The sequence below is a fragment of the Pseudomonas sp. FW305-25 genome (assembly GCF_017351415.1).
Lineage (GTDB): Bacteria > Pseudomonadota > Gammaproteobacteria > Pseudomonadales > Pseudomonadaceae > Aquipseudomonas > Aquipseudomonas chlororaphis.
In genome coordinates this window covers 103572-118590 of sequence record NZ_JACNDE010000013.1, presented here as the reverse complement: position 1 = coordinate 118590, position 15019 = coordinate 103572, and the positions used below count along the sequence as shown (strand labels likewise).

At 64.4% G+C, this 15019-nt stretch carries 12 protein-coding genes; 1 reads left to right on the top strand and 11 read right to left on the bottom strand.

Features of this window, described 5'->3' with window-relative positions; genetic code table 11:
* Positions 1 to 22 precede the first annotated feature (22 nt).
* Entirely contained in the window at positions 23 to 883 is an 861-nt protein-coding gene (locus J4E58_RS14985; RefSeq protein WP_169914959.1) for a MurR/RpiR family transcriptional regulator, read from the top strand.
* Between the two features lie 129 nt (positions 884 to 1012).
* On the opposite strand, the gene J4E58_RS14980 is transcribed toward J4E58_RS14985, so the two are convergent.
* The 11 genes from J4E58_RS14980 to edd form a co-directional block, all read right to left on the bottom strand.
* Entirely contained in the window at positions 1013 to 1867 is an 855-nt protein-coding gene (locus tag J4E58_RS14980; RefSeq protein ID WP_007921951.1) for a D-hexose-6-phosphate mutarotase, read from the bottom strand.
* Between the two features lie 242 nt (positions 1868 to 2109).
* Positions 2110 to 3459, bottom strand: coding sequence for a carbohydrate porin (locus J4E58_RS14975; RefSeq protein WP_053262356.1), 1350 nt, complete (start codon positions 3457 to 3459; stop codon positions 2110 to 2112).
* Positions 3460 to 3580: 121 nt separating this feature from the next.
* Positions 3581 to 4741, bottom strand: coding sequence for an ABC transporter ATP-binding protein (locus tag J4E58_RS14970; protein WP_087090312.1), 1161 nt, complete (start codon positions 4739 to 4741; stop codon positions 3581 to 3583).
* Positions 4742 to 4744: 3 nt separating this feature from the next.
* Entirely contained in the window at positions 4745 to 5590 is an 846-nt protein-coding gene (locus J4E58_RS14965) for a carbohydrate ABC transporter permease (protein WP_087090310.1), read from the bottom strand.
* Complete coding sequence (locus J4E58_RS14960) at positions 5583 to 6491, bottom strand: carbohydrate ABC transporter permease (protein WP_007926330.1); 909 nt, start codon at positions 6489 to 6491, stop codon at positions 5583 to 5585. Before J4E58_RS14960 ends, J4E58_RS14965 begins: the two co-directional genes overlap by 8 nt.
* Positions 6492 to 6674: 183 nt before the next feature.
* The gene (locus J4E58_RS14955) at positions 6675 to 7982 is read right to left on the bottom strand and encodes an ABC transporter substrate-binding protein (protein WP_007926323.1); all 1308 of its coding nucleotides are present in this window, start codon (positions 7980 to 7982) and stop codon (positions 6675 to 6677) included.
* Between the two features lie 118 nt (positions 7983 to 8100).
* Positions 8101 to 9360 (bottom strand): AGE family epimerase/isomerase, encoded by a 1260-nt coding sequence (locus J4E58_RS14950; RefSeq protein ID WP_087090308.1) that lies wholly within the window; start codon positions 9358 to 9360, stop codon positions 8101 to 8103.
* 244 nt (positions 9361 to 9604) lie between these two features.
* Positions 9605 to 11032, bottom strand: a complete 1428-nt coding sequence (locus tag J4E58_RS14945) for an ATP-binding protein (protein WP_202949040.1) — start codon at positions 11030 to 11032, stop codon at positions 9605 to 9607.
* A gap of 31 nt (positions 11033 to 11063) precedes the next feature.
* Positions 11064 to 11795: a response regulator gene (locus J4E58_RS14940; protein ID WP_087090306.1), complete on the bottom strand. Its 732-nt coding sequence runs from the start codon at positions 11793 to 11795 to the stop codon at positions 11064 to 11066.
* A gap of 221 nt (positions 11796 to 12016) precedes the next feature.
* The gene (locus tag J4E58_RS14935) at positions 12017 to 12973 is read right to left on the bottom strand and encodes a glucokinase (RefSeq protein WP_087090303.1); all 957 of its coding nucleotides are present in this window, start codon (positions 12971 to 12973) and stop codon (positions 12017 to 12019) included.
* Entirely contained in the window at positions 12970 to 14796 is a 1827-nt protein-coding gene (gene edd, locus J4E58_RS14930; RefSeq protein ID WP_087090301.1) for a phosphogluconate dehydratase, read from the bottom strand. The genes J4E58_RS14935 and edd overlap by 4 nt, the downstream gene beginning before the upstream one ends.
* Between the last annotated feature and the right edge of the window lie 223 nt (positions 14797 to 15019).

Below are 15019 nucleotides of genomic sequence, written 5' to 3'. Positions count from 1 at the left end.
CAGGAAAACCCTAATGGACCGCGTGCGAAATCTTCTGGAACAGATCCAGAATCGCCTTGAAGAATTGAACAAGGCGGAACGTAAAGTCGCCGAAGTCATCCTGCTCAACCCACAGCAGGCGACCCGCTTCAGTATTGCTGCCCTCGCCCAGGCCGCTTCGGTCAGCGAGCCGACGGTCAACCGTTTCTGCCGCTCCTTCGGCGTCAGCGGCTACCCCGAACTCAAGCTGCAACTGGCCCAGAGCCTGGCCAGCGGCGCGGCCTACGTCAGCCGCGCGGTGGAAGCCGACGACAACCCCGAAGCCTACACCCAGAAGATCTTCGGCAGCGCCATCGCCTCCCTGGACAGCGCCTGCCAGGCCCTGGACCCGAACCTGATCAGCCGCGCCGTCGACCTGCTGATCCAGGCCCGGCAGATCCACTTCTTCGGCCTCGGCGCCTCGGCCCCGGTGGCCCTCGATGCCCAGCACAAGTTCTTCCGCTTCAACCTGGCGGTGACCGCCCATGCCGATGTACTGATGCAGCGGATGATCGCCTCGGTGGCGCACACCGGCGAGCTGTTCGTGATCATCTCCTACACCGGGCGCACCCGCGAGCTGGTGGAAGTGGCGCGCATCGCCCGGGAAAACGGCGCCTCGGTGCTCGGCCTGACCGCCGCCGGCTCGCCGCTGGCCAAGGCCAGTACCCTGAGCCTGAACATCCCGCTGCCGGAAGACACCGACATCTACATGCCGATGACCTCGCGGATCATCCAGCTCACCGTGCTCGACGTCCTCGCCACCGGCATGACCCTGCGCCGCGGCGTGGACTTCCAGCCGCACCTGCGCAAGATCAAGGAAAGCCTCAACGCCAGCCGCTATCCGGTGGGCGACGAGTACAACTGAGGCTCGCCCTCCCCCTGCGCCGGACCCTCCGGCCTTATCGCGGGCAAGCCTCGTCCCTACAGCTCAATGTGTTCTGTAGGAGCGAGGCTTGCCCGCGATGACGGCAGCAGCCACACCGCCAACCCGCCACTACGCCCCCGCCCGCGCCTGCAGGCTCAGATGCGCCCGCTCCCCCGGCGCCAGGCACAGGCTGTCGGTACCGCCCGCCGCGGCCTCGACGCAGACGAACCCGGACACCTCGTTCCAGCTCACCCCCAGCAGCGGCCGGCTGCCCGGATGCCAGACCACAGTGTCGGCGGTGTCGCCGGTGTCGATGCGCAATTCGCGCTGCCAGGCGTGGTCCTTGAGCTGCAATTCGCCCTCGTGCTGGAACACCCGCTGGCAGCCGCCATCGACCCGCAGCTCGCCCGTTTGCCGGCACGCCTGGCGGCTCAACTGGTCGTAACCCTCGGCGCCGTCGAGCCCAGACAGCGCTACCTCACCGACGTCGCCAATACGCCAGTAGGCGTGCAAAGCCTGGCTCAGCTGGCACGGCAGGCTGTCCTGGTGCTCGGTGCTCAGGCGCAGGTCCAGGCTTTCGCCCAGGTGCGCGTGCAGGTCGACCTGCCAGTCGCACAGCTGCAACTGCCAGTGCAGGTACACGCCCTCGTCATCGCTGCGGCTGTCGAGCAGCTTCCAGTCGATCAGCCGGGCCCAGCCATGGGACGGCCAGGCGTTTTCGCTCGGGTGACGGCCGTACCAGGGCCAGCACACCGGCACCCCGCCACGGATCGCCCCGACCTGCGGCCACTTCGCCGCGCACCACAGCCAGGGCTTCTGTCCGGTCGGCTGAAAGTGCAGGAGCTGCGCGCCCTGGCGACTGAACACCGCCTGGCACAGCGGATGGTCGATCACCAGCACATCGCGCATCTGATAGCGCTCCCAGGCGAAGGTCGGGCGCTCGCGCAAGGATTTGAAAAAGCGTTGTAGCGGATGCTCATGCATGGGCCACGGTCCTGAAGATCATTGCTGTCCTGATAGTCATCATGCTGCGCAAGCTCCTGTAGCCGCTGCCGCAGGCTGCGATCGGCCGGAACGCGTAGCGTCCTCAAGATCGCTGAAGGCCTGCGGCCTTATCGCAGCCTGCGGCAGCGGCTACAGGGGGCGAATTGTCCCGCAAAAAAAAGCGGATAGCCTGGGCCATCCGCAAAAATGCGCACATAGAGGAGGAGCTTATCGCAACAGCGTTAGAACACCGACTGAATTTTCAGGCCGGCCACCAGGGCGTTGTCGACTTCATCCACACCGCCTGGATGGGTGATGTACTGCAGGTTGGGACGCACGGTCAGCCAGTTGGTGACATGGAAGCCGTAGTTGATTTCGTAGTTGTACTCAGTCTCGCGGATCGGCGAGAACAGCGGATCGTCGTAGTTGCTGACGCCGTTGGTGTCATTGAGCAACTGGGCGTTTTTCTTCACGTCGTCGTTGACATGGATACGGGCGAAACCAATGCCGACGTCATCCTTCGGACGTGCGTCGAACGGGCCCTTGTACACCAGCATCAGCGACTGGTAGTTGTCGATGAAGTTGGTGTCCTTGTCGTGGAACGTGGCGTTGGCCGCGATGTTCAGACCGCGGGTCGCATCGCCGTTGTGGGTGGTGAGTTGCTGCTGCCCGACGAACCAGTAGCCGTGCTTGCTGCTGTGCACGCGATAGCTGTCGCGGGTGACCGCGGCGTCCTGGCCATTGACGTCCTCGCGCACGTCGCTGGCATCGGCCGTACTCTTGTAGTAACCGACGCGGTATTCGCCCGGCAGGTTGTTGACCTTCGGCGACCAGACCAGCTCGACCGGCAGGACGGTGCCCTTGGTACCGCTGCCGCTGAGCTTGAAGCCGTTGCCGTGCTCCAGTTGCGACGGGTTCTGGTTGTACGCGCCGATCTGCGCGTACAGCTCAGGGGTGATGTGGTACTTCACCCGCAGTGCCGCCTGGCTGACCGGCCAGTTGTACCAGATGTTGGTCGCCCAGTTGCCCACCTGGGAGCCGCAGAACGCCAGGTTCTGGAAGTCGCAGGGGAAGGTGTTGAAGTCTTCGCCTTCGCCGAAGTAACCGGCCTTGACGTCGAGCTTGCCGTCGAGGAACTGGTGCTGGATCCACAATTGGGTCAGACGCACCATGTGGCCACGGCCGTAGACTTCCTGGGAGGAACTCAGGGTGCCGGCACGCGGGTCGCCGATACGGTCGTTGGAGATGTTCTGGCCGTTACGGTTGGTCAACTGGATCTTCGCCTGGGTGTTGTCCCAGCCCCAGAGTTTTTCCAGGTCCAACGCCACGCCCAGGCCGAACTGGTCGCTGTAGCGCCCGGTCTTGTCGTCGTTGTAGCCGCCGTGCAGGTTGGCGCCCATTTCGCCAACGTAATCGGCCTTGATGTCGATCCCTTTCTCGAGCAGTTTGGTCCGCTCGCCCCCCCAGTCACCGGTCATCCATTTCGAATCGGCGCTGAACGCTTCGTCAGCGTGCGCGCTACCGGCCAGGGTCATTGCCGCAATCGCTGACAACTGGCAGATCAAGCGTGCATTGGTGCTCTTGTTTTTCATCCCTACATCCTCGTCTTTATTGTTATTAACTGTTTTTCTCTAACGCGGTTTACACCTGATGCGACGGATGACAGGCCATCCGCCGCGCATTCGGTATGTCCTTGCTCCAATAACGCGGGCTTCAACGCCCCTTGAACTGCGCCACGTTGCTGGCGTGGGCTTCGGCCTGCGCAGGGGCCGCAACACCCAGGCGCTCGCCACTCTTGGCATCGAACAGCAAAACCTTGGCCGGATCGAATTGCAAGGTCAGGGTTTCGCCGACCTGCGGCGCCACATCCGGCGCCAGGCGGCAGCAGACCTTGGTGCCGTTGAGGTTGACGAACACCAGGGTGTCGGGACCGGTCGGCTCGGTGACCTGGACCTCGGCGCGCAGGGTCGGCAGGCCGTTGCCCTCGCCGTTCGCCAGGCTGATCTGCTCCGGGCGGATGCCGAGGATCACTTCCCGGTCTTCCAGACCGGCGTCCTGCATGCCCAAAGGCAGCTCGCAACGGGCCTGGCCGCTGTCCAGCAGGGCCAGCAGACGGCCGTCCTTGCGCTGCAGGCGCAGGGGGATGAAGTTCATCGGCGGCGAGCCGATGAAGCTGGCCACGAACAGGTTGGCCGGGTCGCTGTAGATCTGTTTCGGAGTACCGAACTGCTGGATGATGCCGTCCTTCATCACCGCCACCTTGTCGCCCAGGGTCATGGCTTCGATCTGGTCGTGGGTGACGTAGACCGTGGTGGTTTTCAGGCGCTGGTGCATCAGTTTCATTTCGGTGCGCATCTCGACCCGCAGCTTGGCGTCGAGGTTGGACAGCGGTTCGTCGAACAGGTAGATCTTCGGCCGCCGCGCCAGGGCCCGGCCCATGGCCACGCGCTGTTGCTGGCCGCCGGACAGCTGGCCGGGCTTGCGGCTGAGCAGGTGTTCGATCTGCAGCAGCTTGGCCACCCGCGCCACTTCCTCGTCGATCTCTGCGGCCGGCATCTTGCGGATCTTCAGGCCGAAGGCGATGTTGTCGCGCACGCTCATGGTCGGGTACAGCGCGTAGGACTGGAACACCATGGCGATGTCACGGTCCTTCGGGCTCATGCCGCTGATGTCGGCGTCGTCCACCAGGATCGCCCCGCCGCTGATGTTTTCCAGGCCGGCGATGCAGTTCATCAGGGTGGATTTACCGCAGCCCGAGGGCCCCACGAGAATCAGGAACTCACCGTCATCGATCTTCAGTTCGATGTTCTTCAGGGTGTCCGGCAAGCCGCTGCCATAGGTCTTGTTGACGTTGCGTAATTCGAGAGTTGCCATCTTTTACCCCTTGACCGCGCCGGACGTCAGCCCACGCAGGAAATACTTGCCAGCGAATATGTAGACCAGCAGTGTCGGCAGCCCGGCGATCATCGCCGCCGCCATATCAACGTTGTATTCCTTGGTCCCGGTGCTGGTGTTGACCAGGTTGTTCAAGGCCACGGTGATCGGTTGCGCATCGCCGCTGGCGAACACCACGCCGAACAGGAAATCGTTCCAGATCTGGGTGAACTGCCAGATCAGGCAGACCATGACGATCGGCACCGACATCGGCAGCAGGATCTTGCCGAAGATGGTGAAGAAGCCCGCGCCGTCCAGGCGCGCGGCCTTGACCAGGGCATCCGGAATGCTCACGTAGTAGTTGCGGAAGAACAACGTGGTGAACGCCAGCCCGTAGACCACGTGCACCAGCACCAGGCCGCTGGTGGTGTTGGCCAGGCCGAACTTGCCGAGGGTGAAGGACGCCGGCAGCAGCACGGTCTGGAACGGCAGGAAGCAGCCGAACAGCAGCAGGCCGAAGAACAGCTGCGAACCACGGAAGCGCCACATCGACAGCACGTAGCCGTTCATGGCACCGACGAAGGTCGAGATGATCACCGCCGGCACGGTGATCTTCACCGAGTTCCAGAAGTAGCCGCCCACGGTGCCCCAGGCCTTGATCCAGCCGATGCCGTCGATCACGGCCGGCCAGCTCAGCAGGTTGCCGGTGCGGATGTCTTCCGGGGTCTTGAAGCTGGTGAGCAGCATCACCACCAGCGGCACCAGGTACACCGCCGCGGCCAGCAGCAGGGTGGCGTAGATGGCGATGCGGCTGAAGTTCAGCGCAGGTTTTCCGAGCTGGTTAGTCATGGCGTTTGCCTCGCAGTTCGGAGTACAGGTACGGCACCAGGATGGTCAGCACCGCGCCCAGCATCAGCATGGCGCTGGCCGAACCTATGCCCATCTGGCCACGGCTGAAGGTGAAGGAATACATGAACATCGCTGGCAGGTCGGACGAATAGCCAGGGCCGCCGGCGGTCATTGCCGCCACCAGGTCGAAGCTCTTGATCGCGATGTGCGCGAGGATCATGAAGGCGCTGAAGAACACTGGGCGCAGGCTCGGCAGAACGATCTTCAGGTAGATGGTCGGCAGGCTCGCGCCATCGACCTGGGCGGCGCGGATGATCGACTGGTCAACGCCGCGCAAGCCGGCGAGGAACATCGCCATGACAAAGCCGGAGGCCTGCCACACGGCGGCGATCACCAGGCAGTACACCACGCGGTCCTGATCCACCAGCCAGTCCAGGCGAAAGCCTTCCCAGCCCCAGTCACGCAGCATCTTGTCCAGGCCCAGGCCGGGGTTGAGCAGCCATTTCCAGGCGGTGCCGGTGACGATCATCGACAGCGCCATCGGGTACAGGTAGACGGTGCGGATAAAGCCTTCCCTGCGGATGCGCTGGTCCAGCAGCACCGCCAGGAACACGCCGAGCACCAGGCTGATGCCGATGAACATGCCGCCGAACAGCGCCAGGTTCTTGCTCGCCACCCACCAGCGGTCGTTGTCCATCAGGCGCATGTATTGCTGCAGGCCGACCCACTTGTAGCTCGGCATGAAGCTGGAATTGGTGAAGGACAGAATGAATGTCCAGATGATGTAACCGTAAAAACCGACCAGGACGATCAGCATGCTTGGCGCCAGGACCAACTTGGGGAGCCAGCGCTGCAGCGCGTCGAACGGTGAGGCTTTGCTGAAAACCGCCACAGAGCTCATCGGGATAATCCAATTGAAGAAGTGAGGTCCGACACGCCCCCTGTAGGAGCGAGCTTGCTCGCGATAGCGATCCGACTGCCGACACCTCTGTCGAATGTCATGCAGTCATCGCGAGCAAGCTCGCTCCTACAGGGGAAAGAGCCGTCAGATAAATCGCCGCAGGCAGGCCTGCGGCATTCGGAGTTACTGAGCGGCCTTGACCGCCGACGCCAGCTGCGCACTGGCCTTGGCCGGGTCCGCGTCCTTGTCGTTCATGAAGTTGGTCACCACATCGAAGATCGCACCCTGCACGGCCAGGGAGGTGGCCATGTTGTGCGCCATGCTCGGTTGCAGGCCGCCGGTCTTGTCGTCGGCCAGGAAGTCCTTGGCCGCCGCCTGGGCGCAGGAGTCGAAGCCTTGCGCGGCCATGTCGTTGAGCATGTCGGTGCGCACCGGGATCGAACCCTTGTTGATGCTGAAGACCTTCTGGAAGTCCTTGCCCAGGGCCACCTTGGCCAGGTCCTGCTGCGCGGCGATATCGCCTTTGCGATCGGCCTTGAGCTTGAACACCGCCAGGGAGTCGATGTTGTAGGTGAAGGCTTTGTCGGTGCCCGGGAAGGCCACGCACTGGTAGTCCTTGCCGGCGACTTTCTTCGCCGCGGTCCACTCGCTCTTGGCCCAGTCGCCCATCATCTGCATGCCGGCCTTGCCATTGATGACGTCGGCGGCAGCGATGTTCCAGTCACGCCCGGCGCGGTTCGGGTCCATGTAGCCGGTGACTTTCTTCAGCTCGGTGAAGGCCTTGGTCATCTCCGGGCCGGCGAGGGTCTTCTGGTCCAGGTCGACCAGGGCTTTCTTGTAGCCATCGGCGCCCATGACCGAGAGCACCACGTCTTCGAACACGGTGCTGTCCTGCCATGGCTGGCCGCCATGGGCCAGGGCGATGAAGCCGGCGGCCTTGAGCTTGTCGCCGGCGGCATAGAATTCTTCGAGGGTGGTCGGGGCCTTGTCGATCCCGGCCTTCTTGAAGACTTCCGGGTTGATCCACAGCCAGTTGACGCGGTGGATGTTCACCGGCACGGCGACATAGTCACCTTCGTACTTCACGGTGTCGGAGACTTTCTTGGAAAGCAGGCCGTCCCAGTTTTCCGACTTGGCCACGTCTTTCAGCGCGTCGGTGCTGAGCAGGCCGGTGCTGCCCCACTCCTGGATGTCCGGGCCCTTGATCTGGGCAACGCCCGGCGGGTTGCCGGAAACGGCGCGGCTTTTCAGCACGGTCATGGCCGTGGCACCGCCACCGCCGGCGACTGCGCCGTCTTTCCAGGTAAAACCGTCTTTTTCGACTTGGGCCTTGAGCACATCGACCGCCGCTTTTTCACCGCCGGAAGTCCACCAATGGACAACTTCCACGGAACCTTTGGCATCGGCGGCAACGGAAACGAGAGGGAATGCACTGAGGGGAAACAACGAGGCAACGGAAATGACAGCAGCTAGACGAGAAATCGCATTCATCTGAGGTGTACCTTTCTTGTTGTTATGCATGCAAGTCTGGTGCTTGCGCTGCATAGGATTCTAAACAGGGGACCCACCCGCGCAGGTAACGAAGGGATGCGCGAATGTCACCACATGGTTACACAATGCCCAGTCTAGACACTTCGGCCAAGGCCGATGCCATGCTCGGTGCCAGGGGCAGGCGCGGAATCAGCACCGCCTGCCAGGCGTGATACAGGTCCGGCTTGCCGGCCCAGATCTCGGCGCTGGGCCTGTTGCTGCTGTCCAGCTCGTGGTGCCAGCTGCCGTGCAGCGGGTCGATAAAATGCTCGGCAGTGAACTCCCAGAAGCGCCGATACCAGGTTTCGTACTGCGCCTCCCCGGTGCGTTGCAGCAAGGCACTGGCCGCCGCCGCGGCCTCGGCGTGGGTCCAGTGCAGGCGCTGGCGCACCACGGGGCGCTGCTGCCAGTCCAGGGTGTAGACGATGCCCGGCGCGCCATCGACGTCCCAGGCATCACGGCAGGCATTCTCGAAGAGTTTCTGGGCATCCAGCAGCAGCCAGCCGGGGCTGAGCATGCCGGCCTGGCAACGCGCGGCTTCCAGGTGCAGCAGCAGGCGGGCCCACTCGAAGGCGTGCCCAGGGGTGGTGCCATAGGGGCGGAAACCGTCGGCCGGATGCTCCTGGTTGTAATCCGGCAGCGGCTGCCACTGCCGGTCGAAATGCTCGATGACCCGGTAATCACCGGCGGCGGCATGCTCATGGATGACCCGCTCGACAATGTGCAGGGCACGGTTGAGCCAGCGCGGGTCCTGGGTGACATCGGCCAGGGCGAGGAACGCCTCGGTGGCGTGCATGTTGCTGTTGGCGCCGCGATAGGCCTCCTCGCTGCTCCAGTCGCGGTTGAAGGACTCGCGCATCGCGCCCTCCTCCTCACTCCAGAAATGCGTTTCGATGACCCGGATCGCCTCCGCCAGCAAGGCCTCGGCGCCGGGGCGCGCGGCCACCACCGCGGAACTCGCCGCCAGGGCGACGAAGGCATGCAGGTAGGCGGCCTTGCCGCTATTGCCGTCGCCCTGTCCAGGGCTGGCGAACCAGCCGCCGTACTGGCCATCGCGCAGCGCACCGTTGAGCGCGGCGATGCCGTGGTCCACCAGCGCGGCGTAGCCGGGAATGCCCTGGATATGGGCCATGGCGAAACTGTGGGTCATGCGCGCGGTGTTCATGGTGCCGGCGCGGGCACCGCTCGGCAGGCGCCCGTGCTCGTCCAGGTCGCCGAAGCCTTCGGGCAGCCGTGCCGCGCGGGCGAACCCCAGCAGGCGCTGGCCTTCGGCGGCCAGCCATTGATGATGGGCAGGAGCGTTCAGCCAGCTGCTGAACGTCAGTGGAATAGTGTTCATGGCGAACCTGTTGTTGTTCTTATCAAGGCCTTGAGTCTAAACAACGGGTTCGCGCGGGCAGGTAACGAAGGTCACAGGAAATGTCACCAAGCCGTGACAAACAACCTTGTAGCCGCTGCCGCAGGCTGCGCTCGAGACCGCAGGGCTCGCAAAACCGGCGCCTCGGTCATACGGCCAAGCGCGGCATAACGTTTTACGACCGCTACGCGGCCGGGCGCAGGCTTCGCCAGCGGCTACGAAAGCATCAATCCATGGAGCGCGGCAGGTACAGGGTTACGCGCAAACCGCCTTCGCGCAGGTTCTGCAGGCTCACCTCGCCGCCATGGCTGTGGGCGATGTTGCGCGCGATGCCCAGGCCCAGGCCGTAGCCCTGCTGCTGGCCGGACAGGCGAAAGTGCGGCTCGAACACCTGCTCCAGGCGCTGCTCCGGCACGCCCGGGCCTTCGTCGTCGACATGCAGGATGAACGCATTGGCATCGTCGTCGATGTGCAGGTGGGCGTTCTGCCCGTACTTCAGCGCGTTGTCGATCAGGTTGCCCATGCAGCGCTTGAGCGCCAGGGGCTTGCCCGGATAAGGCGCCAGCGCCCGCCCCTGCTGGGTCACGCGGCCGTTGCCGTTGGGCGCCAGGTAAGGCTCCACCAGGCAGTCGAGCACCTGGTTGAGGTCCACCGGCTCGATGTTCTCGTGGATATCGGTGTCCTTGACGCATTGCAGCGCGCCCTTGACCAGCAATTCCAGCTCATCCAGGTCGCGGCCGAACTTGGTTTGCAACTGCTCGTCCTCCAGCAGTTCGACCCGCAGCCGCAGCCGGGTGATGGGCGTGCGCAGGTCGTGGGAAATCGCACTGAACAACTGGCTGCGCTCGGTCAGGTAACGGCTGATGCGCTCGCGCATGGCATTGAAGGCCCGGCCGACCTCCACCACTTCGCTGCCGCCACCTTCGGCCACCGGCTGCACATCGGCGCCCAGGGACATGTCCCGCGCGGCCCGCGCCAGGCGCTTGAGCGGCCGGCTCTGCCAATGCACCAGCAGGCCGATGAACAGCAGCAGGAAACCGCTGGTGAGCACGATGAACCACACCTGCTGCGCCGGCAGCCCCTGCTCTTCGAGGCTGGTGTAGGGCTCGGGCAACAGCGAGGCGATGTACAGCCACTCCCCCGGCGCCATCTGGATCTGGGTGACCAGCACCGGCGGGTTCACCGGTTCCAGGGTCAGGGCGTAGTGGGCCCAGGAACGCGGCAACTCATCGAGTTTCAAGCCGCCGTTGAAAATCCGCAGGTCCTCGGGGCTGACGAAGGTCACCGAGATGTAGGCGTCGTTGCCCAGGGACTGGCGCAGCACTTCCTCCACCGCCTTGAGCACCGCCTGCTTGCGTGGCGTGATGGGCAGCACTTCCATGCCCAGCGGCTTGTCGTTGAGGGTCACGACAAAACGGGTGCCGCCCATGCTGCGCAACTGGTCGAGCACCAGCGGCCGGTACGCCACCGGCAGCGAGCGAAAGTAGCTGACGCTGGCGGTCATCGAATGGGCCAGGCTGCGGGCGCTGGTGACCAGGCCTTCGAGCTGGGTGGCGCGCAATTGCGACACCCAGATCACGCTGGACAAGGTTTGCGCGAACAACACCGCCAGCAGCGTCAGCAGCAACATCCGGCCCAGCAGCGAACGCGGCACCGGCACCCGCGCCAGCAGCTTGCGCGGCCACTCAGTGAGCATTGCCGGCAACCACATTGGCTGCCAACTGGTAACCGCTGCCGCGCACGGTACGGATCAGCCGCGGCGGTTTCTCGGTGTCGCGCAGGCGCTGGCGCAGGCGGCTGACCGCCATGTCGACGATACGGTCCAGGGGCATCAGTTCTCGGCCGCGGGTGGCATTGCCGATGGTGTCGCGGTCGAGGATTTCCTGGGGGTGGTCGAGGAACAGCTTGAGCAGGGCGAAGTCGGCGCCGGAGAGAATCACTTCCTCGCCGTCGTTGTGGAACAGCCGGTGGCTGACCATGTCCAGGCGCCACTCGTCGAAGCACAGCACCTCGCCGCCGGTACGCTCCTGGCCGAACTGCGCACGGCGCAACAGGGCCTTGATCCGCGCCTGCAACTCGCGAGGGCTGAAGGGCTTGCCCAGGTAATCGTCGGCCCCCAGCTCCAGGCCGATCACCCGGTCGGCTTCGTCGGAGCTGGCGGTGAGCATGATGATCGGCACCTGGCCGACCCGCGGATGCTGGCGAATCCAACGGCACAGGCTGAAGCCGTCTTCGTCCGGCAGCATCACGTCGAGAATCACCAGGTCGCTCGGCGCCTCGTTCAGCGCCTGGCGAAAACCGGCGCCGTTGGGCGTGCTGCGGACCTGGAAGCCGGCGCGACTGAGGTAGGTCTCCAACAGCTCGCGGATTTCCTGATCGTCATCAACCAACAAGATCGACTTACTGACTGAACTCACGCGGGCCGTCCTTTGTTGTTATGGATGGGGCCGGATTATGCCTTACCGATCAACGAAACGTAGATACCAAGGCTCTGTAGCCGCTGCCGAGCCCGCGAGGCTGCGATCGACCTGGGCGGCATTCCGACGAAGCGGGCGCAGGGATTTAAAGATCGCTGAAGGCCTTCGGCCTTATCGCAGCCTCGCAGGCTCGGCAGCGGCTACGGATGTAGCGCACTGGATCAGGCGAACGCCTGCTCCAGCGCCACTCCGGCACCGGTCAGGCCCGAGTACGGCGCCGTCACCAGCCACACCGGGATGCCCTTGAAGTAATCGCTCATGCAGCCCTTGTCGGCAAAACAACGGGCAAAACCGCTTTCGACGAAAAAGTCGGCAAACCGCGGGATCACCCCGCCGACGATGTACACGCCACCGCGCCCACCCGTGGTCAACACGTTGTTGCCCGCCACCCGTCCCAGCCAGCAGCAGAACTGCTCGAGCACTTCCAGGGCGATGGGGTCGCCGGCCAGGCCCGCGGCGGTGATGGCTTCCGGGGTCTCGAGCAGCGGCTCGTGCCCGTCCACCGCGCAGATCGCCCGGTACACCCGGGGCAAGCCGCCGCCGCTGAGCGCGGTCTCGGCGCTGACGTGGCCGATCTCGCTGTAGATGTGCTGCCACAACTGGGTTTCCCGCGGGCTGCTCAACGGCAGGTCGACATGCCCGCCCTCGCCCGGCAAGGCGGCCCAGCGGCCTTCGCCCAGATCCAGCAGGGTGCCGACGCCCAGGCCGGTGCCCGGCCCGATCACCACCGCCGGGCGCAACGGCTCGGCGGTGCCTTCGCAAACCACCCGGAACTCGCCGGGCTGCAAGCGGGTCATGCCCAGGGCCATGGCCGAGAAGTCATTGACCAGCAGCAGTTCGTCGACCTGCAAGGTCTGGCAGAAGGCCTTGCGGCTCAGGCGCCAGTGGTTGTTGGTAAAGCGAAATTCGTCGCCGCCGACCGGGCCGGCCACCGACAGGCACACCGCGCCGATCGCACCCGGCGCCAGGCCGAGGCCGCCCAGGTAGACGCCGATGGCTTCTTCCGGGCTGGCGTGGTCCGCCGTCGCCAGCACCTGGATCGATTCCAGGCGCTGGTCTTTCCACAACGCAAAACGCGCATTGGTTCCACCAATGTCACCGACCAGCGCTAACTTCACTTAAGGTTCTCCAGGGCAGAGGTAAAGGCGCTGGCGCCCTGCTCCGCCGAGCTGAAGGCCATGCGCATGAAACCGAACAATTCGCGGCCGCTGCCGACGTTGTTACCCAGCAGGCCCTTGGCCGGCTCGCGGGCAGCGAATTCATCGGCGTCTACCTTAAGCTCCAGCGTGCCCTTTACGCCATCCACGCGAATGATGTCGCCGTCGCGTACTCGCGCCAGCGCGCCGCCGACCTGGGCTTCCGGGCTGACGTGAATCGCCGCCGGGATCTTGCCCGAGGCCCCGGACATGCGCCCGTCGGTGACCAGCGCGACCTTGAAGCCGCGGTCCTGCAACACGCCGAGGAACGGCGTCATCTTGTGCAGTTCCGGCATGCCGTTGGAGCGCGGGCCCTGGAAGCGCATTACCGCCACAAAGTCTTTTTCCAGCTCGCCGGCCTTGAACGCATCGGCCAGGTCCTGCTGGTCCTGGAACACCACCGCCGGCGCTTCGACGATCTGGTGCTGCAGCGCCACGGCGGAGACTTTCATCACCCCGCGACCGAGGTTGCCTTCCATCACCCGCAGGCCGCCTTCCGGCGAGAACGCGCGGGCCACCGGGCGCAGGATGTTTTCGTCGAGGCTTTCGATCGGGCCGTCGCGCCACACCAGCTTGCCGTTGTCCAGGAACGGTTCCTGGGTGTAGCGGCTCAGGCCACGGCCGGCCACGGTATTGACGTCTTCGTGGAGCAGGCCGGCTTCCAGCAGTTCGCGGATCAGGAACGCCATGCCGCCCGCGGCCTGGAAGTGGTTGATGTCGGCCTTGCCGTTCGGATAGACGTGGGACAGGGTCGGCACCACCTCGGAGAGGTCGGCCATGTCCTGCCAGGTCAGCTGGATGCCCGCGGCCTGGGCGATCGCCGGCATGTGCAGGGTGTGGTTGGTCGAACCGCCGGTGGCGTGCAGGGCGACGATGGAGTTGACCAGCGAACGCTCGTCGACGATCTCGCCGATCGGCGTGAAGTTGCCGCTCTGCGCGGTCAGGCGGGTGACCTGCTGCGCCGCCTCATGGGTCAGGGCGTCGCGCAGTGGCGTGTAGGGGTTGACGAAGGACGCGCCCGGCAAGTGCAGGCCCATGACTTCCATCAGCAGCTGGTTGGTGTTGGCGGTGCCGTAGAAGGTGCAGGTGCCCGGGCTGTGGTAGGACTTCATCTCCGATTCCAGCAGCTCTTCGCGGGTCGCCTTGCCCTCGGCGTAACGCTGGCGCACGTCGGCCTTTTCCTTGTTGGAAATGCCCGACGGCATCGGCCCGCCCGGGACGAAGATGGTCGGCAGGTGGCCGAAGCGCAACGCGCCCATCATCAGGCCCGGGACGATCTTGTCGCAGATGCCGAGCATCAGCGCGGCGTCGAACATGTTGTGGGACAAGGCCACCGCGGTGGACAGCGCGATCACCTCGCGGCTCGGCAGGCTCAGCTCCATGCCGGCCTCGCCCTGGGTCACGCCATCGCACATGGCGGGGGTGCCGCCGGCGAACTGGCCGACCGAGCCCATCTCGCGCAGGGCCTTCTTGATCTGTTCGGGAAAGTGCTCATACGGCTGGTGCGCCGAGAGCATGTCGTTATATGACGAAACAATTGCCACGTTGGCGGCATTCATCATGCGCAGGCTGTGCTTGTCTTCCGAGCCGCAGCCGGCAACGCCGTGGGCGAAGTTCGCACACTGCAGCTTGCCCCGTTGCGGGCCATCGCTGGCGGCGCCGCGGATCAGGGCGAGGTAAGCCTCGCGAGTGGCGCGACTGCGGGCGACAAGCCGTTCGGTGACCTCAAGAACGCGGGGATGCATGTGTAGAACTCCAGGCTAACGGATGTGGCGACCTGTTTGTCTATGCTGGTCAAAACGCCCGCGGCACAGGGGATGGCAGAGGGTTTCTTGACCATTTGGACCAGTTGATTCAGGTCACTCGTTGTAGATAAAACAAAATATTGCCATCAAAAAGGCTTGTTTTCTATTTTTTTGCGAATAATCTTGTAATTCCAACAACAAAACTACGGCAGGCGCTTTTCTA

Bases quoted from the DNA above. Each gene is read 5' to 3' on its own strand.
- J4E58_RS14980 (WP_007921951.1), bottom strand. From the start codon at position 1,867: ATGCATGAGCATCCGCTACAACGCTTTTTCAAATCCTTGCGCGAGCGC.
- J4E58_RS14975 (WP_053262356.1), bottom strand. From the start codon at position 3,459: ATGAAAAACAAGAGCACCAATGCACGCTTGATCTGCCAGTTGTCAGCG.
- J4E58_RS14970 (WP_087090312.1), bottom strand. From the start codon at position 4,741: ATGGCAACTCTCGAATTACGCAACGTCAACAAGACCTATGGCAGCGGC.
- J4E58_RS14965 (WP_087090310.1), bottom strand. From the start codon at position 5,590: ATGACTAACCAGCTCGGAAAACCTGCGCTGAACTTCAGCCGCATCGCC.
- J4E58_RS14960 (WP_007926330.1), bottom strand. From the start codon at position 6,491: ATGAGCTCTGTGGCGGTTTTCAGCAAAGCCTCACCGTTCGACGCGCTG.
- J4E58_RS14955 (WP_007926323.1), bottom strand. From the start codon at position 7,982: ATGAATGCGATTTCTCGTCTAGCTGCTGTCATTTCCGTTGCCTCGTTG.
- J4E58_RS14950 (WP_087090308.1), bottom strand. From the start codon at position 9,360: ATGAACACTATTCCACTGACGTTCAGCAGCTGGCTGAACGCTCCTGCC.
- edd (WP_087090301.1), bottom strand. From the start codon at position 14,796: ATGCATCCCCGCGTTCTTGAGGTCACCGAACGGCTTGTCGCCCGCAGT.